Consider the following 19,977-nt stretch of genomic DNA (forward strand, 5'->3'; position numbering starts at 1 on the left):
TTTCATTTCGGCGCCACCTTGTAGAACGGCCGTTTGTCGGTTCCGTCGTTGTTCAGATCACCGGAAGCGAGCAGGTCAGATAGTGCGCGGTGGAATGTGCCGGCTGACATGTCGGCGACGTTGCGTAGCTCGGCCTTGCTGGCGCCGGTGTGGACAAAATGCTGGACAAAGGTGGACAAAAGTCGTTCTGCGCGTTCCGGTTTGTCCACCCCTCGGTGGACAGATACCGCGCAGCTTTCCGTGCCCGGTATCGCGTCGAGTTTCAGGTGATGGGTGTCCTGGCGCGGGCCGTCCTTGCGCTTCTCCCGATCGAGAGTGATGACCGCTCCGTCGACGGTGACCGAGTAGACGGTGTCCGCGCCGGCTTCGAACACTGACGAGCCGCGGAACGTCTTGCCGTCCTTGCCGGTGTGGTGCACACCGAGGACCACGCCGCGGCCGTCTGGTGTGCGGCGGCGCAGCCGGTGCAAGACGTCGACGACCAGGCCGCAGTCCTGTGCGCTGTTCTCGTCGCCACCGACCATGCAGCGGGCCAGGGTGTCGATGACGACCAGGCCGTAACCGTTGGTCGCGACGAGAGCTTCCAGCTCCATCACCTCGGCGGTTCTGGTGAGGTTCACCGGCTGGGGCAGAACGTCGAACGCGTCGGTGTCGGCGATGGTGTTCTGCCATCCGGTTTCCCACGCGTCGAGGCGTTGCTTGAGGCCGTGCGCGCCCTCGGCGGCGACGTAGAGCACTCGGCGTCGCTCGGTGGCCCGGTTCTGCCAGCGGCGGCCGGTGGCGATGCTGGCGGCCCAGTCGAGCGCGACGAATGACTTGCCGGTCCCCCACCGCCCGTAGAGCAGCGCGATGGTGCCTTGGTCGAGGACGCCGTCGATGAGCGGTTGCGGGTCGGGCAGCTGGCGCAGCGCCGAGCGGGTCAGCAGCATCGACTGCAGCCCCGGCGGTTTGGCCGCGGTGCCGGTGTCGTCGGGTGGTGGTTCCCATTCGCCGACCGCGTGCTCGTCGAGGTCCGGTGGCGGTTCGATCGCGTCGTCGTAGACGATCTGGCGCGCCGGGTCAGCACTGAAGGCCGGCGCATCGAACATGCTCGTCATCGGCGGTCACCGCGCAGCTGCTCGAGGCGTTGGGCGCAGTCACCGATGACGCGGGCCAGGATCGACACGTGCGAGGACAGTTCGGCTTCGGAGGATTCGCGGGCGGCGGACTGCAGCGCGACTCCGGCGGATTCGATGCGTCTGCGCAGCGAGCCGGCGACGGCGGATTCAACTGGTCGTCGCAACACCTTGGCCGTGGAGGTGTTGCGCAGTGGCGACGAAAGACTGGGCCGCGAAGACCAGTGATGTGCCCGAGGGTGCGCGTCGGCAGTGGCGTGCGGATCGGGCGTTGCGACCGCCGATGCGTTCGCCGGGTCGGCCTGAGCCCTCACGGGCGGTGCAGCGGCAATTCTGGTATCTGATCGCGACGGGCATCACCTCTGCCGAAGCGGCGTTGAAAGTGGGCGTGTCCGTGCCGGTCGGAACCCGTTGGTTTCGCCACGCTGGCGGCATGCCACCGATCTCGCTTGCCGTGCCCACCGGCCGCTACTTGTCCTTCGAGGAGCGCGAGGAGATCGCGCTGCTGCGTGCCAAGCAGATCGGCGTTCGCGAGATCGCGCGCAGGATCGGCCGCGACCCGGCAACGATCTCCCGCGAACTGCGCCGCAACGCGGCCACGCGCAGCGGCAAGCAGGAATACCGGGCGCTGGTGGCGCAGTGGAAGGCCCAGCAGACGGCGAAGCGGCCGAAAACGGCCAGGCTCGCGACTAACGACAAGCTGCGCGAGTACGTCCAGGAACGGCTCGCCGGAAACGTACGCCGCCCCGACGGCAGCATCGTTGTCGGGCCGCAGCCGCCCGCGTGGAAGGGGCTGAACAAACCGCATCGCCAGGACCGGCGGTGGGCGACTGCGTGGAGCCCGGAGCAGATCGCGCACCGGCTGAAGGTCGACTTCCCCGATGATGAGTCCATGCGCATCAGCCACGAGGCGATCTACCAGTCGCTGTTCATCCGGGGCCGTGGTGCGCTCAAACGTGAACTCGTCACCTGCCTGCGAACCGGCCGCGCACTGCGCCAGCCACGGGCTCGCACGCAGAACCGCCCACAAGGCCATGTCAGCGCCGACGTCGTGTTCTCCCAGCGCCCCGCGGAGGCAGCCGACCGCGCCGTCCCCGGGCACTGGGAGGGCGATCTGATCATCGGCACAGGCCGGTCCGCGATCGGCACGATCGTCGAACGCAAGAGCCGCTCGACCCTGTTGGTGCACCTGCCGCGACTGCAAGGCTATGGCGAGATACCGCCGATCAAGAACGGTCCCGCGCTGGGCGGCTACGGCGCCGTCGCGATGAACGACGCGCTCGTAGCATCAATGACAAAGCTTCCCGAGCAGCTCCGAAAGACGCTCACCTGGGACCGCGGCAAAGAACTCTCCGGCCACGCCCAGTTCGCTCTCGAAACGGGCACGAAGGTGTTCTTTGAACCCTTGGGTTCAAGGAGTCGATGCAACAGGTGGTGAGTTTGAGAGTAGTTCGTTGAGGGCTTCGGCTGGGGTCTTCCAGTTCAGTGTCTTGCGAGGTCGGCCGTTGAGTTCGGCGGCGACGTAGTCGAGGTAGTGGGCCGGATAGATCGATAGGTCGGTGCCTTTAGGGAAGTATTGGCGCAGGAGCCCGTTGGTGTTCTCGTTGCTGCCGCGTTGCCATGGGGAGTGCGGGTCGCAGAAGTAGATGTCGAGGTCGGTGGCCGCGGCGATCGCGAGGTGATTGGCCATCTCACTGCCTTGATCCCATGTCAGCGACCGCCGCAGATGCTCGGGCAGTTCGGTGATTTTGGCGACGATCGCGTTCTGCACGCTTTCAGCAGTGTGGTCATCGGGCAGGTGCAACAGCATGACGAACCGGGTCGTGCGTTCGACCAGCGTGCCGATCGCTGATGCCGAGGCGGTGGAGCCGAGGATGAGGTCGCCTTCCCAGTGTCCGGGCACTGCCCGGTCGGCCACTTCGGCCGGGCGTTGACTGATGTTGATCATGCCGGGGATGCGTCCGCGGCGGGTCGCGGCCTGGTGCTGGGGTCGACGCACCGCACGCTTGCTCCGGAGGCACTGGTGCAGTTCGCGGCGCAGGGAGCCGCGTCCTTGCACGTAGAGGGCTCGATAGATGGCTTCGTGTGACACCCACATCTCCGGATCGTCGGGGAAGTCGATGCGCAGCCGTAGGGCGATCTGCTCGGGGCTGTGCCGCGACTCCAATCGACTCTGCACCTCATCACGCAGGGTGTCACTGTGGGACAGCTTGCCGGGCTTGGGCCGCAACGCGCGGTCGGCGGATCGGTCGTGGGCGGCCAGCGCGCGGTACTGCACCACGGCGGCTCTGCCGCTTTGGCGGGCTCCGAAGGCGTGTTTGCGGCGATACCCCGATGTACGGGCGTTGCTCTTACGCGCCCGCAGCTCGTTGTTGGCGTCGATTTCGCGTTTGATCGTCGAGGCTGGGCGGCCCAGTCGACGACCCATGGACCGCAACGACTCGCCGGCGTGGACGCCGACCTGTATCTCGATGCGGTCCTGCAGGTCAACCGCGGACGCGGTCCGGTGATGTTGGGTTTGCTCGCACGCGGTTTCACACCGCCAGCTTGCCGAAACCATCGGTGAGCGCAGGTCGCCGACACTCCTACGGCCCTACCAGCATGTTCGGGCAACAACCCATTACGGATCTGCTCCCAAAACAACGGCTTCCGTGACTGCAACAAAGCTCGACCCATGACAACACTCCTCAATCAAAGACGGGTGTTGCATCGATCCCTTGAAACCGCCACCGCCCTGGTTCTACTGGAGGCTCGATCTATTGGATTGCGACCACGGGTTGGTCGCTCCGTTGGGCATCGTAGAACGCGGTCTCGAACTCGGTGGGTGGGACGTCGTCGAGGTAGCTGTGGAGGCGGGCGGTGTTGTGCCAGTACACCCAGCTCAGGGTGGCCAGCTCGACGTCCTCGACGGTCTTCCACGGCCCGGAGCGGGCCGGCCCGTAGATCAGCTCGGCTTTGTAGTAGCCGTTGACCGTCTCGGCCAGGGCGTTGTCGAAGCTATCCCCGACCGATCCGATCGAGGGCAGCGCACCGATCTCAGCGAGCCGTTCGCCGTAGCGCACCGAGGTGAACTGCGAGCCGGCATCGCTGTGGCAGGTCAAGCCGGGCAACGTGGTTCCGCGTGACCACCGGGCCATCTCGAGTGCGTCGAGGACCATGGTGGTGTGCATGTTCGACGCCACCCGCCATCCCACGATCGTCCGGGAGAACGCATCGACGATGAAGCAGACGTAGGCCACCCCGGCCCAGGTCGGCACATACGTCAGATCCGTCACCCACAATTGGTTGGGCGCCGCCGCGGTGAAGCGGCGGTTGACCAGGTCAGGATGCCGTGGCGCGGCCGGGTCGGCGTTGGTGGTCTTGACGGGTTTGCCGCGCCGCACCCCGTGGATGTCGAGGCTGCGCATCAGGCGCGCGACCTGGTCACGGCCCACGTCGTGGCCGTCCCGACGTGCGGCTTTCCACAGCTTGCGGACCCCGTAGACGCGGTAGTTGTCCTCCCACAGCGTGCGCAGCGCCGGTGCCAGCTCGGCGTCGCGGACGGCCCGCGCCGACGGTGGCCGGGTCTTGGTGTCGTAGTAGGTGCTCGGGGCCATCGACACTCCTGCGTTGCGCAGGACGGTGCAGATGGGCTCGACCCCGAACTCAGCCCGGTTGGCGTCGATGAAGGCGACTATTTCTTGTGTTGGCGGTCGAGCTCCGCCCCGAAGAAACTCGCTGCTCGTTTCAGGATCTCGTTGGCGCGCTTAAGTTCCCGGTTCTCCTGCTCGAGTTCCTTGAGCCGTTGATACTCCGCAGTGGACACCCGGGCGCCACGCCCTCGTCGATGTCGGCCTGGCGCACCCAGGACCGCACCGACTCCACCCCGTAGCCGAGCTGGTTGGCCACCCGCGCCACCGTGCCCTGCGTCGTGCCCAGCTCGGCGCGCAAGGCGCGCACCATCCGGACCGCGGCAGCCTTCTCCTCCGGGCTATAGCGACGCGTCGTGGGCTTGCCAGCTGACTGTTCCTTCGGCATACCTGCATCCTCGTTTCCAAGGTCAGGAGCCTCCGGTATTTCCAGTGCGATTCACTTCGCCGACCCCCACTCGCCCTGGCAGCGGCCGACGAACGAGAACCCCAATGGGTTGCTGCGCCAGTACTTCCCGAAGGGCACCGACCTCTCACGGTGGTCCGCCGAAGACCTCGAAGCGGTCGCTCTCGCGCTGAACAACCGACCCCGCAAAAGCCTCGACTGGAAGACGCCTGCCGAGGTGTTCGAAGAGCAGCCACGCTCGCTCCAATAACCCGGTGTTGCAAGGACCGGTTGAACCCAGGCAATTCACCTCCTGGGCCTTCACCGACCGGGCCAAGCGTTCCGGGCTGGTCCCGTCGATGGGCTCGATCGGCGACTGCTACGACAACGCGATGATCGAATCATTCTGGGGCAGACTGCAGACCGAGCTACTCAACCGCAAACGCTGGAAGACCAGAATCGAACTAGCCAACGCGATCTTCGACTATCTGGCGATCTTCCACAACCGCCAACGGCGCCATTCCGCCCTCGGGATGCGCACTCCGATAGAGTTCGAACTGCTGCATCAATCCGCCCAACCTGTGGCCTGAATCCAAGCATGGCGACACCACCGAACCCAGGGCACATCAGAGCCTCTGGACATGCCGGGGGGTTCACAGTACAGCTAGGTGCCGCCTCGAGTTAGGCATTGAGATCAAAGTTTAGATTCGCATCCATGATCCACCTCAATGCCGCCTGCCCCACGCACTGCTGTACGGTTACACCTCACAAATGAACCAACTATATAACTGTATGAACTGAGGAGTGAAGAACCATGGCTCTTGCCGGGAAGACCATGTTCATCTCCGGTGCCAGCCGCGGTATCGGCCTGGCGATCGCCAAGAAGGCCGCTGCCGACGGCGCTAACATCGCGCTGGTCGCCAAGACCGCCGAACCCCATCCCAAACTCGAAGGCACCGTCTACACCGCCGCCAAAGAGATCGAAGACGCCGGCGGCCAAGCCCTGCCGATCGTCGGCGACGTCCGCGACGGCGACTCGGTGGCAGCCGCAGTGGCCAAGGCCGTCCAACAGTTCGGCGGCATCGACATATGCGTCAACAACGCCTCTGCCATCAACCTCGGCACCATCGAAGAAATACCGCTCAAACGCTTCGACCTAATGAATGGCATCCAGATCCGTGGCACCTACGCCGTATCCCAAGCCTGCATCCCCCATATGAAAGGCCGCGAGAACCCGCACATCCTCACCCTGTCCCCACCAATCCGGCTCGAGTCCGAGTGGCTCAAGCCGACCGCCTACATGATGGCAAAGTTCGGAATGACGTTGTGCGCCTTGGGTATCGCCGAGGAATTGCGTGAGGCAGGTATCGCGTCCAACACGCTGTGGCCCCGCACCCTGGTGGCCACCGCCGCCGTGCAGAACCTGCTCGGCGGTGACGAAGCCATGGGCCGCGCCCGCAAACCCGACGTGTACGCCGACGCCGCCTACACGATCTTCAACAAGCCAGCCCGCCAATACACCGGCCAAAGCCTGCTCTGCGAAGACGTCCTACTCGCCAACGGCGTCACCGACCTGTCCATCTACGACTGCATCCCCGGATCCGACCTCGGCCTCGACCTATGGGTGGACACCCCCAACCCACCCGGATACGTCCAGCCGTAACCGCCGGGGGCACTAGGACAAGCGGCCTTCGACGAACACGCTCTGCGGCGTGGCGTCGTCGAGATCGGCGGCAACCCCCCGACCGTTGCGCGCCATCAGGTCGACGCCGCCGATCGCGGTGGTCTGCCAGCCATGCTCGGACAACCACTCGACGACGTCGCTGCGCTCCTCCTCGTAGAACAGACTGCCCGTCGAAAGGACGTCCGCGCGCCCCAGCTTGGCCGCGACCTCGCGGTACCGCTGCATCTGCGCCTCGCGCTGCGCGTTGCTCTCAGCGCTGAAGAGATCAGCGGCGAACGCCTCCACGGCGACCCGGCTGCCCGGCGCGCTGAGGTCCGCGATCCGCTCGAACAACAGATCCTGCGCGGCCGAGTTCAGGTAGGGCAGCAGCCCCTCGGCCGACCAGGCCGTCGGCGCCGTCGGGTCGAAACCTGCCGCCCGTAGCGCGGCGGGCCAGTCGTGACGCAGGTCGACCGGCACGCTGAGTTGCACAGGCGCCTGCGCCACGCCCTGGGATGCCAACGTCGACGTCTTGAACTCCAGGACTTTCGGCTGATCGAGTTCGAACACCCGGCTGCCGGCCGGCCAGTCCAACCGCCAAGCCCGCGCATCGAGGCCGGCCGCGAGGATGACCGCCTGTCTGATCCCGGTACCGGCCGCGGCGAGGAAGAACTCGTCGAAATACCGGGTGCGCGAGGCCACGTATCCCCTCATGGCCTGCATCCACTCACCGATGCGCGGGTCGATCTCGGCAAGTTCGGGCGACAGTTCGCCGTCATGCACATAGAGATGGGGAGAGCTGTCGCCCACCGCATCCAGGAACATCTGCGCATACGGGTCACGGATCAGCGGATCGTCGCTAATCGTCTCCGCGGCACGGCCCGCTGCCACTCCCAGCGCCGTGGCCCCCACGCTTTCGGTGATGTCCCAGGTGCCGTTGTCACTTCTGCTCATGCGGGATGCCCCTTCTGAAGGCGCTCGCCAGCTACCGGCCGATCACGCCAATTGGTTATATGAGCTAAATACTGCGTCCGGGAAAATATCCCTCCTGACCAGCCGTACAGATTAGCCCTCCGGAACGGTTGTAGATGGCGCCCGTCACCAACGCGCGTCCACCGATCCCGGACGGCGACTTCTGCTCGTAGTACAGCCAGTCCGCAAATTGGGGGAACCGATGAAACCAGACGGTGTGGTCGAGTAGCGCCGACACGTCCATCGGCGATCTCTCCATCTGACGCATCGCGGGCTCGAGCAGCGTCAGCGCGCTGAGGTACGTGAGCACGCAACTGGCAACCACGGGGTCAGCCGGTATCTCGCCGCGGGACCGCAGCCAGATGCGGCTGAGCGCTTCCGCCGGTTTCTCATGATCTATGGCAATGCGCGGCGGCGGATCGATGTAGCGGGTGTCGAATGGGCGCGGGGCCGCCCACCGGCCGCCGAACTCTCCTGCATAGGGCGCAAGTTGCTCTTCGACTGGAACGAGTTCCTCCGGCGCGGGCGCGCTCGGCATCTCTGTTTGATAGTCGGCTCCGTCGGCACCGGAGGTGAACGATGCGAGCCCCTCCATGAGAATCTGCCCTCCCTGCGTGGCCGCAACGCGGCGCGCGGAGAACGTGCCCCCGTCGTGCAGTCGGGTGACGTCAAACCGGACCGGCTGACGCGCATCGCCGCGCCGCAGGAAGTAGACGTGCAGACTGTGCGGCGTCCGGCCCGGAACCGTCCGACTGGCCGCCATCAAGCTCTGCGCAGCGATGTGGCCACCCACGATGTGGTGGTTGGGCGAATCGGGCTGGGTGCCCTCGAAGGCGTCGGTGCCCCGCACCGTGAGCTCGAGCAGATTCAGCAGTTCGGCCACGGTCTCGAGCATTGAACCCCAATCTTGATTTCATCAAAGCAATAAATAGTTTACTGTTTAGCGAGACATCAGTGCGAAGGAGGATGCGCAAAACGTGCGGATCATCGTCACGGGCGGGAGCAGTGGTGTAGGCAGGGCAACCGCGAGCGCGATGGCCGCGGCCGGCCACGAGGTCATGATCGCCTGCCGAACCCCGGACAAAGGATACGAGGCCGCCGAGACCATGGCCGGCGACGTCGAGGTGCGCGAACTCGACCTGGCGGATCTCGCCAGCGTGCGCAAGTTCGCCGATACGGTCGACTCCGTCGACGTGCTGGTAAACAACGCAGGCGTCCTTGGCCTTCCCCTCACCCGCACTGCCTACGGCTTCGAAGCCCACATCGGTACCAACCACCTCGGCCACTTCGCCTTGACCTGCCTTCTCGGCAACCGGATCCGCGATCGGGTGGTCTCGGTGGCGAGTATCAACTACACCGCCGCGCAGATTCACTTCGACGACCTCAACTGGGAACGACGTCGCTACAACCCATGGGCGGCCTATGGGGAATCCAAGCTGGCGAATCTGCTGTTCGTGCGCGAGTTGACGGCTCGAGGCGTGACGGCCTACGCTTCGGACCCCGGCATGACGAACACCTCGATCACCCAGCAAGGTTCGAGTGCGCTGCAGTGGGCCGGCCGGGTGATCTCCCCGCGTATCGCCCAGAGCCCGGCCGACGGAGCGCGTTCCACGATTCAGGCGATAACCACGACGCTGCCCAGCGGCACCTACCTCGCTCCGCGCGGCCTCATGCACCAGTCGGGCAAGCCCAAACCCACCACGCTCAAGGACAAGGCCATCGACCCGGACAGCGCGCGCCGACTGTGGGAGCTGTCTGCCGAACTGACCGGCTGCCAGTGGCAGGGTGAACGATGAGCGTCGACCGCCTCCTGCCCACTGCCGAAGCGCGCGAATTGGTCCGCCTGGCAGCCGATGTCGCCGACAAGGTGCTCGATCCGATCGTCGACGAGCACGAGAAGTCCGAAACGTACCCGGGCGAGGTTTTCGGCATCCTCGGTGAAACCGGGCTGCTCACCCTGCCGCATCCCGAGGAATGGGGCGGCGGTGGACAGCCCTACGAGGTGTATCTGCAGGTTCTCGAAGAACTCGCCGCCCGGTGGGCCGCGGTGGCCGTCGCGGTCAGCGTCCACGTGCTGTCGTGCCACCCGCTGATCACGTTCGGCACGGACGAGCAGAAGAGCACGTGGCTGCCGGACATGCTCAGCGGCCACAAGGTGGGTGCCTACAGTCTGTCCGAACCACAGGCCGGCTCCGACGCGGCCGCCCTGGCGTGCAAGGCCACGGCCACCGACGGGGGCTATCGGATCAACGGCGCCAAGGCCTGGATCACCCACGGCGGCATCGCCGATTTCTACAGCCTCTTCGCGCGTACCAGCGCAGGCGGACAAGGCATTTCATGCTTTCTGGTGGAAAAGGACACCAAGGGGTTGTCGTTCGGTTCACCCGAGCAGAAAATGGGTCTGCACGCAGTTCCGACCACCACCGCGCACTACGACGATGCGTTCCTCCCCGCCGAGCGACGGATCGGCACCGAGGGCCAGGGCCTGCAGATCGCATTCAGCGCACTGGACTCCGGACGGCTGGGCATCGCCGCGGTAGCGGTCGGGCTGGCCCAGGCGGCGTTGGACGAGGCCGTTGCCTACGCACAGGAGCGAACGACGTTCGGCCGCAAGATCATCGACCATCAGGGGCTGGCATTCCTGCTGGCCGACATGGCCGCCGCGGTGGACTCCGCGCGAGCCACCTACCTGGATGCGGCGCGGCGCCGGGACGCGGGCCTGCCGTATTCACGCAACGCCTCGGTGGCCAAGCTCGTTGCGACGGATGCGGCGATGAAGGTGACGACCGACGCCGTACAGGTGCTGGGCGGCTACGGGTACACCCGCGACTATCGTGTCGAACGGTATATGCGCGAAGCGAAGATCACCCAGATCTTCGAAGGCACCAATCAGATTCAGCGCCTGGTCATCGGCCGGTCGCTCAGCGCCACGGGAGGCACCAAGTGACGACTGACACCGAATATCAGCGGCCGCAGCTGCGGCTGGCACCCAGCCCCACCGCCGAGTCGCGGGCCTTCTGGACCGGGGGCGAGCGAGGTGAGCTGCTGATCAGCCGCTGCCACAGCTGCGGGCACTTCTTCCATCCGCCAGGACCGGCCTGCTGGCGTTGCCGCAGCACCGATGTCGCGCCCGAGCCGGTGTCGGGACAGGCCACCGTGGCGGCCTACACCGTCAACCGGCAGAACTGGATTCCCGGCTTCGAACCGCCCTACATCGTGGCCACCGTGGAGCTCGACGACGAGCCCGATGTCCGGCTGATCACCAATGTGGTGGGGGTATCCGAGGACGACATCCGGATCGGCATGGCCGTCGAGGTGTTCTTCGAAGACTGGACTGCACTGTCCGGCGACGAGGACAGCCGGGTCTGGCTGCCGTTGTTCCGCCCCGCCGGCTGACTCCCCCGCGGGCTTACCGGATGACGAATTCCGGTATGCGGTAACCACTGTCGCCGCGATCGGCGATGCGCAGCGTGACCTCCTGGCCGATCCTCACGTCGGTGGGATCGGCGTCGATGACGGCGTTGATCCGCAGGCCGGGCTGTTCGGCCAACTCGATCAGCCCGATCACGTAGGGCGGTGTCCGGCCCGGCACGAGCGCCTGGCGGACCACGATGTAGCTGAACACCGTGCCTTCACCGCTGACCTCCTCGAAATGCACTGGGCCGCCGGTATAGCGGCTGCGCTCCAGCGGCGGGTGGATCCACTTGCCGGTGTCATCGCATCGGCACAGCGTCAATTTGCCGTTCTTCAGACCTTCCCAGTATGGAGCGCTGTCGGGGTCCGGCACCGGAATCGGCGGCAGGATCAGAGAATTCGTCATGGCTTATCCCGGCTGTAGACGTTGGCGCCGCCGAACGGGCCCCCACCGGCGGTGACCAGTGCCAGCTGCGCGTTGTCGACCTGACGCACGCCCGCGGCGTGGCGCAGTTGCAGCGCCGCCTCGTAGTGGTGGTTGAGGCCGTGGATGTACCCCTCGGACAGCAGGCCCCCATGTGGGTTGACCACCACATCACCGCCGTAGGTGGCCCGCCCCGTGGCGAAGAACTTTCCCACCTCACCTTTCTCGCAGAAGCCGAACCCCTCCATGGTGGCCATCACGGTGTAGGTGAAGCAGTCGTACATGCAGGCCACGTCCATGTCGCTCGGCGTCAGACCGGTCTTCTCCCAGATCTTCGGTCCGGCTGTGCGCGAATACATCTCGGTCGGATTCGGCCATTCCGTCCAGCCCGCTCCGCCCTGGGAGTTGGACGAGCCGACCAACCACATCGGAGGTTGCTTGGTATCGCGCGCCACGTCCTCGCCGGTGATCAGGATCGCGACCGCGCCGTCCACCTCCGACGTGCAGTCCAGCACTCGGAACGGTTCGTTGATCCAGCGGGCGGCCAGGTAGTCGTCCATCGACAGTGGTTCACGGCGGATGGCATGTTCGTTGGGCACGGCGTGCGCCCGTTGAGTGATGGCGATCTGCCCCAAATCCTCTGCAGTAGAGCTGTATTCGTGCTGGTGACGGCGGGCCCACATGGCGAACCACTGCGGCGGCACCATGAACCCCGACGCGGTGTCGAACTGGTCGTGGTTCGCCACCTGCATCGGGCCTTCCACATGGCCGAAGCGGTAACCGGACCGGCCGTTGAGCGACCGGTAGACGAGCACGGCCTTACAGATGCCGGCCTCGATCACCGCTGCGGCTGTGGCGATCTGGTCGGCCACCAGGTTGCCGCCGCCGTACATGGCGTTGGCCCAGGCCAATTCGTCGATCCCGAGCGCCCACCCGACGTTGATCGGCTGTTCGGAGTCGTTGACCATGAAGGTGCAGATTCCGTCGACATCGGCCGGTGTCAGACCCGCGTCCGCGATGGCGTCCCGGCAGGCGGCCACCGCCATTCCCCGGGTCGTACGGCCGGACTTGCGGCTGTAGGCGGTACGTCCGATACCGACGACGGCACACGTCATGAGGTTCTCCGATCTACTTGGGCGCCGGATCGCGCGGCAGGCCGAGAATGCGTTCAGCGACCAGGTTTCTGACGATCTCGGACGTCCCGCCCGCGATCGTCAAGCACCTGCTGAACAGGTAGTCGTGCACGACGGTGGGCTCCTCACCGACCAGGATGGCCGGACCGGCGATCCGCAACGCGAGTTCGGCGACGCGTTGCGCGTGCTCGGCACCGAAGAGTTTGGCGATATTGCCCTCGATGCCCGGTCCCGAGTCGAAGACCGCCCGGGCGGCCTGGCGCAGGTTCAGGGCCGCCAGCGTGTAGGCCTCGATGAGCAACGCCCCGACCTCGCGTCCGAGGCCGGTGTCACCGGGACGGTGGCGCGTCAGCAGATCGATCAACGCGTCAGCGGTCATGGTGACCGACCCGCCGCCGATGGAGACCCGTTCGTTACCGAAGGCCGCCATCGCGACGCTCCAGCCCGCGTTCACCGCGCCGACCACGTCGCGGTCGGGCACGAACACATCGTCGAAGAACACCTCGTTGAACAACGTCTCGCCGGTGATCTCGGTGAGTGGGCGGATCTGGACCTGCGGATCGGCGAGGTCGATGATCATCGTCGTGATGCCCTTGTGTTTGGGCACATTCGGATCCGTGCGCACCGTGGCAAGTCCGCGCTGACTGTTCAGTGCGTCGCTGGTCCACACCTTCTGACCCGAGACCACCCAGCCACCGTCGACACGGCGGGCCTTGGTGGCCACCGCGGCGGCATCCGATCCGGCACCCGGCTCACTGAACAGTTGGCACCAGCGCAGCTCACCCTCCATGCTGGGCCACATCAGCCGCTCGATCTGTTCGGCGCTACCGTGCTGCAGCAGGGTGGGCACCACCCATTCCCCGAGTCCGAGACTGGGCTTGTCGAGCCCGTCGAGAACTTCCTCGATGATCAGCTGCTCGATGCTGTCGGCAGCCCGGCCGTATGGCTTGGGCCAATGCGGCTGCAGGTATCCGCTACGCGCCCACAGCTGTTGGTGGTCCTCACTGCCGGCCGCTTCGAGCTCGGCGCGGAATTCCTGCGCCGCCTTCCGGTATTGCTCGGCCTCGGGTGGCAGGTCCACGGAGTGACCCCGCCGCACTCCGTGGACCTGCAACTCGACCACCCGGTCGCGCAGTGCGTCCCGGTCCCCGGCGAAGGCCTGCAGCACCGTCGCGCGCCTGATGTAGAGGTGGGCGTCGTGCTCCCAGGTGTAGCCGATACCGCCGTGCACCTGGACGTTCTGCAGCGCCACCCGTGCATAGGCGGTCAGGGCGTGACCGGCGGCCATGGTGGCGGCCAGCTCGGCCTCGGCCCCCTCGGCGCGGGCCGCGTCCCAGGCAGCTGCCACCGCGAGCTCGGTGTCGACCAGCATGTTCGCGCAGTGATGTTTGATCGACTGGAAAGACCCGATGGGCCGGCCGAACTGCTCGCGCGTCGCGGCATACGCGGTGGCCATCTCGGTGCAGGCCCCCAGGCCACCGACTGCCTCCGCGGCGGCCAGCAGTCGAACGAGGCGGACGGCCACTACCGCAGCGCCCGGGAACACCTCGGCGACCTCAGCCGAAGTAAGGCTGACCACGGTGACGGGCCGTAAGAGCAGGTCGACCGAGTCGATGTTCCGCGTGCTCACCCCGTCACCGGATCGGACCAGCACGAGGTCGTCGCCCACCGGCAACAGGAACACGTCGGCGGCGGCCTCTGCCAGGGTGGGCACCGCGGTGGCGGAGACCTTCGAATCTGTAACCGCCGCATCGCTCTTGGCACCGATACCGGCTACGACATCACCGGACACCAGCTGCGGCAGCCAACGTTTGCGCTGCTCGTCGGTGCCGACTTCGGCGATGACCGACGACACGGCGACGGTGGGCAGGAAGGGGCCGCCGATTGCGGCGCGGCCGAGTTGTTCCAGCACGATGGTGAGCTCGGGCAGTCCGTAGCCCTGGCCGCCGAACTGCTCCTCGACGTGCAGACCCAGCCACCCGGTCGACACGATCTCTTTCCACAGTCCGTCCTCGGTCCACCACCGGCCGACGTTCCCGGCGTCGAGCAGAATCCGGCGGGCAGCTGCGACGCCGCCACGCCCGGTCACCATCGCCGCAGCAACCTCGGCGAGCGCGCGATGATCTTCAGTTATCGCCAATGCCATTGTCACATCTCCATTTTCGTCACCAGCGCGTGCCGAACTGCTCGCGGTAGGTCACCGACGTCGCCGGGCGCCGGCGGGGCGGTGAGAGTTTCTTGACGGGGCGGCCGACGTAGACCGCGGCCATCGGGATGAGGTTGCCGGGCAGCTTCAGCAGATCGCGCACCCGGTCGATGCCGAACGTGGTCAGGCCGGTGGTGAGACATGACCCGTAGCCGAGGTCGTTGGCGGCCAGTAACAGGTTCTGCACCGCGGGGTAGATCGACGACGGCGCGTAGATCTCGGGCACCCGCTCGGTGTCTGCGCACACCACCACGACGACCGGCGCTGCCGCGAATCCACCTTTGACGAAGGCGTATTCGAGGTCAGCGACCAGAGCCTTGTCGTCAAGGCTCTGCTTGATGAAATCGCCACCACCGGCGTTCCAGGTCTCGGTCCACCAGGCGGCGAGCAATCCCCGGCTCTGCGCGTCGCGGACCACGATGAATGTCCAGGGCTGGGTGTTCTCTGCGCTGGGTGCGTGTACCGCCGCCGACAACATCTGCTCGATATCGGCATCGGGCACAACGCCGTCCGGGTCGAAGCGCCGGCACGCCCGCTGCGACGCAATGCCGGTAAGCAGGTCGCCCATTACCGCGGGGCCGTCACACGTTCGCCGCGAGGTGTCCAGCCGGTAAGCGAAACCGTGGTCAGGTCCAGCCACTCCCCCAACGTCAGCGTCCCTGCCATGACACGCTTGAGGAACTCGGCCATCACCGTGTCGGGTTCGTCGGCGAGTTCGTAGATCACCATGTACCGATGGGTCGGTGGGGGCAACTGCGCAGGCAGGTCCTCGTCGTCGGGCACCTTCACGTCGGCGATGTCGTACCGCTGGGCGGCCACCACACCCGGGACGTCCAGAACTTCGGGGACATGCCGGTTGTCGTACCACTCGTTGAAGGCATCATCGGTGCCCTCGATCGGGTTGGTCAACACAACGAACAGATTCGGAGCCACGCGGCCACATTATGACAGTGGACTGTCACAGTCAATGCGTGAGAGTCGGGCTCGGCAACGGCACCGATTCCGCTGGGCTCAGCCTTGCCCCGGGGGCGGCAGCACGTCCCGCATCTGGCGCCAGATCAACTTCGCCGCCGACGTCGGCGCAAGCCGATTCAGCTTGTCCAGCAGAAGCGAGTCGAGCCCGGCGAAGACGCGGGAGGAGCCCTTCTCGATGCCGCGGACGATCTTGGCGGCGGCGACCGTGGGCGGGAGCATCCGCATCGAGTTCGCTGCGGCGTCGCTTTCCTCACGGGTCATCGCTCCCGAATTCACCGCGATATCTGTCCGCACCGCTCCCGGGAACACCACGGTGACGCGCACATTGGTCTCATGCAGTTCGGAGTTGAGGCCCTCCGCCAGCATCTTGACCGCTGCCTTGGATGCCCCGTAGATCGTCTGCCCCGGTACCGGGACGAACGATCCCATGCTCGAGACGATGGTGATGTGCGCGGACGGACGCTGCAACAGCGCGGGCAGGAACGCCTTGGTGACATTCAGTACGCCGTAGAGGTTGATGTTGAGCACCCGCTCAATCTCTGAGAATTCCAGCTCACCGACCCGGGCGAAGCGATGGATAATGCCCGCGACGTTGACCAGGCCGTCGACGGTGCCGTGAGCACCGACGACCTGCTCGGGCAGCGCACTGACGGCCGATCGGTCGACGACGTCGACCACGTGCGTAGAGATCCGGTCGGCCCGCGAACCGGCAAGGGCTACAGTCTCATTCAGCCCACCCTCGTCGAAATCGACCAGGGCCACCCGGCCTCCCTTTTCGACCAGCAGCAATGCCACGTGCCGACCCATCCCGTTCGCTCCGCCGGTGACGACGAAGACCTTGTCACGGATGTTCAAAGTGCTCCTTGCGTAGTTCGGCCTTGCGCACCTTGCCCATCGAGGTGCGCGGTAGTGCTTCGACGATGGCCAGCCGCTCCGGGGTCTTCTGCCTGGCCAGTCCCGAAGCGGCGAAGTGGTCACGCAGGCCGTCGAGATCCAGTGCGGCGCCGGGCTTGAGGACAACCACCGCGGCCACCACGTCGCCGTAGCGGGGATGTGGCGCGGCCACCGCGGCACCCTCAGCGACGGCGGGATGTGCGTTGAGAACGTCTTCGACCTGACCGGATGAAATGGTTTCGCCGGCGCGGATGATGACGTCCTTGATGCGGTCGGTGATTGTCAGCCGGCCGTCGGTGTCCAGGTGCCCCAGATCACCGGTGCGAAACCAGCCGTCGGCGGTGAACGCGCCCTCGTTGAGGGCCGGGTCCCGGTAGCCGGTGAACTGATCCGGTCCCTGCGTGACGACTTCGCCGTCGGCGCCGATCGGCAGTTCGCTGCCGTCCGGACCGATGATCCGCACCGCCGCCCCGCGCATCGGCTCGCCGTCGGTACCCATCCGGGCGGGCGCGGCGTCGTCGGACCTGGCCGCGGTGATGGTGGGCTGCTCGGTGGACCCGTAACAGCGATAGGTGTTGATGCCCGCCGCGGCCGCCCGCCGCCCCTGCTCCTCGGTGACCGTCGCCGCGCCCACCAGGAATTCCCGCAGGGTGCTCAGTTTCCCACCGGTGTCGCCGAGGTCGAGCAGCCCCTCCAGATGAAACGGGGTGCCCGCGGTGGCGGTGACCCGGTGCCGGTGGATCAGGTCGACGGCGGTCGCCGGATCCCAACCATCCAGAAAGACCGAGCGGGATCCGGAGACCAGAGGCCGCAGCAACGTTCCGACCCCCGCGATGTGGCCCGGCGGAAAGGTGACCAGCTGGACGACGTCGTCGCCTCCGGTCACCAGATCCGGCAGTGTCTGTTGTTCGGCGAGGACCGAATTATGGCTGTGCTGCACACCTTTCGGAGCCGACGTGGTGCCAGAGGTGTAGATCAGCACGGCCACGTCATCGGCCGACGGGGACGGACGGCGGTATTGGTCGCCGGTCAGTTGCGGCCAGCTGAGATAGCCCTCGCCGGGCTCCGCGTCGACGACGACCACGTGCTGCAGAGTGGGAATCGCCGAGAACTCGCCGACGCGGTCGAGATAGGACGCGGACCGGAACCCGGCCGGCATGATCAGCACCTTCGCCCGCGACTCGGTCAGGATGAACCCCACCTCGTTGGGGCCGTAGATGTGGATGATCGGTACCAGGGTGGCCCCGCACAACAGCACCGCCGCATAGGCGACCGCGCACTCCAGCCGATTGGTCAGCTGGACCGCCACGGCGTCGCCGGCGCCGACACCCAGCCGCTGTAAACCGGCGGCGACCTCCTGCGCCCGTCGGAGGATCTCCGCCGGCGTGCTGGTGGTCTCGCGGCCCTCGGCCACGAAAACCACCGGTGTTGCGCCGTGCGCGGCGGCCCCCGACTCGAGGGCGTCGATCAGGGTGCGCTGCGAGTACCAGCCCTCCCGGTACCACCGGTCGCGCAGAGCGGTGTGGTGCCCCGCAGCGCTCATCTATGCGCGCGATCAGCGGGAATCGGTCCCGTGCGGGTCATGTCCGACCGCTCGATATAGGCGTGGCCGACCTCGCCGTCCCACTGCACCTGCGCCCAGCTGACGGTGTACACCCGCGACCCGTCCGCCGCGCCGTACGGCAGCCCGTCGGCCATCGAGAACCACAGCGACGACCGGATGGTGCCGCTGATGCGTTGGCCGTCGGCCAGCGCGAGCGTGAATGCCTCACCGTCGCGGGTCAGGGCCGCCGGACCCGGCGTCTGCTCGATTTCGACGTGACGCAACACGCCGTCCTCCACGACATAGGCCCCCTCCAACGTGATGCGACCGTCACGCGCCCAGTAGCGGCACAGGCCGAAGGCCCGACCGCTCGGCAGCACACCTCCGATGATGACATGGCCGCCCCAATCGGTCAGCGTGTCCGCTCCGCGCGGACCGCGCGAGTGGTCACGCCACCCGCCGCCGTTGATGTCGGTGACCGCGCCGTCGACGACGAGTTGTCCGGTGACCGCGATGAGCTGCTCGTAATGCTCACGCGCCCAGGACTGTTCGGCCATCCCGGCGCCAGTCGCAGTCGACGGCCCGGATTCGGCATCCCAGACCGGTGTGACGCATTCGACCGAAAGGTCAAGCTGCACACGGCTCTTCGGACCGTCGGCCAGCAGACCGGTGCGCATCGTCTCGTAGGAGGACCGCACACAGAACCCGTCGAACGTGATGTGCCACCGTTTGAACGCTTGCTCACAACGGAATTCGAGATTGGCACCGGCGGGCTGCCGTTCGGGCACCGTGCGATGGTAGGCCCACATGGACAGCACGCCCTGGTCCTCCGGAAGCGCGATCAGGACGCGGTCCTGCCACATTTCCCACGCATCCGCGACCGTGCCCTGATGCTGCAGCCACATCCCGATGTCGTTGACCGGGTCATAGGGGGTGAACAGCAGGTTCTCGGTCCAGCCGGCGACCGTGGGCCGCTCGCGCACAACGGCTTCGCGGGCAGCCGGCAGGTGGGCCGACAGGTCGTTCGACACAGTCATTCTCCTGCCTTTCCGGCTCGGGCCGGACCGCGACTTCGCCCGATGTTCCGTCGACGCGCACGACGTCGCCCGTGCGCAGTGCGCTGGTGCCGTTTCCGGTGCCGACCACACACGCGATACCGAGTTCACGTGCCACGATGGCGCCATGGCTGGCCGGGCTGCCGATGTCGGTGACCGGCGCGCCGGCCAACGAGACCAGCGCGTCCAGCCCGGGTCGACGAACTTGCAGACCAGCACTTCGCCGTCGTCGAGAACGTCGTCGGACTCGGGGTCGAGCACCACCCGGACCGTTCCTTCGAAAACTCCAGTTCCGGCCGGGCTTCCATGCACCGCCTGATCGCCGTAGGCGGGCGCATCAGCCGTTTCGACCGGAGCGGGCATTCCGGTGAACACCGTGGGGATCTCCATCCGCCGGTACTCCTCGCGCCGGGCGCGACGAAACGCGACGAGTTCGGCGGCGTTGTGCGGAAGCGGCCCGAGTAGCTCGTCGGTGGTCAGATAGAAGGTGTCATCGGGCTGCGCCAGCGCGCCCGCCGCGGCCAGCTCGGTCCCGAGTCCGTTGGCCGCCGCCCGGCACCCGTCGATCG

The 19,977-nt window shown here is 66.4% G+C and carries 17 protein-coding genes, 5 pseudogenes and 1 other annotated feature; of the genes and pseudogenes, 7 read left to right on the forward strand and 15 right to left on the reverse strand.

Going from position 1 to position 19,977, the window contains the following annotated elements; all coding sequences use genetic code 11:
• Positions 1-2: 2 nt before the first annotated feature.
• On the reverse strand, positions 3-1,097 hold the full coding sequence (locus G6N31_RS09015) for an AAA family ATPase (RefSeq protein ID WP_098006068.1): 1,095 nt from the start codon (positions 1,095-1,097) through the stop codon (positions 3-5).
• Positions 1,094-1,282, reverse strand: a complete 189-nt coding sequence (locus G6N31_RS09020; protein WP_133117726.1) for a hypothetical protein — start codon at positions 1,280-1,282, stop codon at positions 1,094-1,096. The genes G6N31_RS09015 and G6N31_RS09020 overlap by 4 nt, the downstream gene beginning before the upstream one ends.
• 116 nt (positions 1,283-1,398) lie before the next feature.
• Here G6N31_RS09020 and G6N31_RS09025 point away from each other — a divergent pair.
• A pseudogene (locus G6N31_RS09025) lies at positions 1,399-2,514 on the forward strand (IS30 family transposase); the annotation flags it as partial.
• Between the two features lie 12 nt (positions 2,515-2,526).
• Here G6N31_RS09025 and G6N31_RS09030 read toward each other — a convergent pair.
• A pseudogene (locus G6N31_RS09030) lies at positions 2,527-3,791 on the reverse strand (IS30 family transposase).
• Between the two features lie 80 nt (positions 3,792-3,871).
• Positions 3,872-5,132 (reverse strand): annotated as a pseudogene (locus G6N31_RS09035) (IS3 family transposase).
• Positions 4,703-4,834, reverse strand: a sequence feature (AL1L pseudoknot). It overlaps the preceding pseudogene by 132 nt.
• A 49-nt stretch (positions 5,133-5,181) precedes the next feature.
• On the opposite strand from G6N31_RS09035, the pseudogene G6N31_RS09040 reads away from it, so the two are divergent.
• The 3 genes and pseudogenes from G6N31_RS09040 to G6N31_RS09050 form a co-directional block, all read left to right on the forward strand.
• Positions 5,182-5,400: pseudogene (locus G6N31_RS09040) on the forward strand (IS30 family transposase); the annotation flags it as partial.
• A 31-nt stretch (positions 5,401-5,431) separates the two neighbouring features.
• Positions 5,432-5,719 (forward strand): annotated as a pseudogene (locus G6N31_RS09045) (transposase); the annotation flags it as partial.
• 224 nt (positions 5,720-5,943) lie between these two features.
• Positions 5,944-6,792, forward strand: a complete 849-nt coding sequence (locus tag G6N31_RS09050) for an SDR family oxidoreductase (RefSeq protein ID WP_098004741.1) — start codon at positions 5,944-5,946, stop codon at positions 6,790-6,792.
• Positions 6,793-6,804: 12 nt separating this feature from the next.
• Here the strand turns inward: G6N31_RS09050 and G6N31_RS09055 are convergent, their stop codons facing one another.
• Both G6N31_RS09055 and G6N31_RS09060 read right to left on the reverse strand, forming a co-directional pair.
• Positions 6,805-7,746, reverse strand: coding sequence for a class I SAM-dependent methyltransferase (locus G6N31_RS09055; RefSeq protein WP_098004740.1), 942 nt, complete (start codon positions 7,744-7,746; stop codon positions 6,805-6,807).
• 64 nt (positions 7,747-7,810) lie between these two features.
• Positions 7,811-8,647 (reverse strand): acyl-CoA thioesterase, encoded by an 837-nt coding sequence (locus G6N31_RS09060; protein WP_337373216.1) that lies wholly within the window; start codon positions 8,645-8,647, stop codon positions 7,811-7,813.
• Between the two features lie 94 nt (positions 8,648-8,741).
• Between G6N31_RS09060 and G6N31_RS09065 the strand changes: the two genes are divergently transcribed.
• From G6N31_RS09065 to G6N31_RS09075, 3 genes are read left to right on the forward strand one after another with little or no spacing between them, the layout of a single operon-like run.
• Positions 8,742-9,560, forward strand: coding sequence for an SDR family NAD(P)-dependent oxidoreductase (locus tag G6N31_RS09065; RefSeq protein ID WP_098004738.1), 819 nt, complete (start codon positions 8,742-8,744; stop codon positions 9,558-9,560).
• Complete coding sequence (locus G6N31_RS09070) at positions 9,557-10,711, forward strand: acyl-CoA dehydrogenase family protein (protein ID WP_098004737.1); 1,155 nt, start codon at positions 9,557-9,559, stop codon at positions 10,709-10,711. The genes G6N31_RS09065 and G6N31_RS09070 overlap by 4 nt, the downstream gene beginning before the upstream one ends.
• Positions 10,708-11,160 (forward strand): Zn-ribbon domain-containing OB-fold protein, encoded by a 453-nt coding sequence (locus G6N31_RS09075; RefSeq protein WP_098004736.1) that lies wholly within the window; start codon positions 10,708-10,710, stop codon positions 11,158-11,160. The genes G6N31_RS09070 and G6N31_RS09075 overlap by 4 nt, the downstream gene beginning before the upstream one ends.
• A gap of 13 nt (positions 11,161-11,173) precedes the next feature.
• Here G6N31_RS09075 and G6N31_RS09080 read toward each other — a convergent pair whose 3' ends face one another.
• The 9 genes from G6N31_RS09080 to G6N31_RS27365 form a co-directional block, all read right to left on the reverse strand.
• Positions 11,174-11,584, reverse strand: a complete 411-nt coding sequence (locus G6N31_RS09080) for a Zn-ribbon domain-containing OB-fold protein (RefSeq protein ID WP_098004735.1) — start codon at positions 11,582-11,584, stop codon at positions 11,174-11,176.
• Positions 11,581-12,717, reverse strand: coding sequence for a thiolase C-terminal domain-containing protein (locus tag G6N31_RS09085; RefSeq protein WP_098004734.1), 1,137 nt, complete (start codon positions 12,715-12,717; stop codon positions 11,581-11,583). Before G6N31_RS09085 ends, G6N31_RS09080 begins: the two co-directional genes overlap by 4 nt.
• Before the next feature lie 13 nt (positions 12,718-12,730).
• Complete coding sequence (locus tag G6N31_RS09090; RefSeq protein ID WP_098004733.1) at positions 12,731-14,881, reverse strand: acyl-CoA dehydrogenase family protein; 2,151 nt, start codon at positions 14,879-14,881, stop codon at positions 12,731-12,733.
• Between the two features lie 19 nt (positions 14,882-14,900).
• Positions 14,901-15,509, reverse strand: coding sequence for a nitroreductase family protein (locus G6N31_RS09095; RefSeq protein ID WP_098004732.1), 609 nt, complete (start codon positions 15,507-15,509; stop codon positions 14,901-14,903).
• Positions 15,509-15,874: a DUF4286 family protein gene (locus tag G6N31_RS09100; protein WP_098004731.1), complete on the reverse strand. Its 366-nt coding sequence runs from the start codon at positions 15,872-15,874 to the stop codon at positions 15,509-15,511. Before G6N31_RS09100 ends, G6N31_RS09095 begins: the two co-directional genes overlap by 1 nt.
• Before the next feature lie 78 nt (positions 15,875-15,952).
• Positions 15,953-16,771: an SDR family NAD(P)-dependent oxidoreductase gene (locus G6N31_RS09105; protein ID WP_098004730.1), complete on the reverse strand. Its 819-nt coding sequence runs from the start codon at positions 16,769-16,771 to the stop codon at positions 15,953-15,955.
• Complete coding sequence (locus G6N31_RS09110) at positions 16,758-18,353, reverse strand: class I adenylate-forming enzyme family protein (RefSeq protein ID WP_098004729.1); 1,596 nt, start codon at positions 18,351-18,353, stop codon at positions 16,758-16,760. The genes G6N31_RS09105 and G6N31_RS09110 overlap by 14 nt, the downstream gene beginning before the upstream one ends.
• The gene (locus tag G6N31_RS27870) at positions 18,350-19,390 is read right to left on the reverse strand and encodes a DUF7064 domain-containing protein (protein WP_098004728.1); all 1,041 of its coding nucleotides are present in this window, start codon (positions 19,388-19,390) and stop codon (positions 18,350-18,352) included. Before G6N31_RS27870 ends, G6N31_RS09110 begins: the two co-directional genes overlap by 4 nt.
• Positions 19,278-19,526 carry a PEP-utilizing enzyme gene (locus tag G6N31_RS27365; RefSeq protein ID WP_244962265.1) on the reverse strand — a complete coding sequence of 83 codons (249 nt, stop codon included), beginning with the start codon at positions 19,524-19,526 and terminating at the stop codon, positions 19,278-19,280. The genes G6N31_RS27870 and G6N31_RS27365 overlap by 113 nt, the downstream gene beginning before the upstream one ends.
• Positions 19,527-19,977 lie beyond the last annotated feature (451 nt).

The sequence above is a fragment of the Mycolicibacterium duvalii genome (genome assembly GCF_010726645.1).
Classification (GTDB): Bacteria; Actinomycetota; Actinomycetes; order Mycobacteriales; family Mycobacteriaceae; genus Mycobacterium; species Mycobacterium duvalii.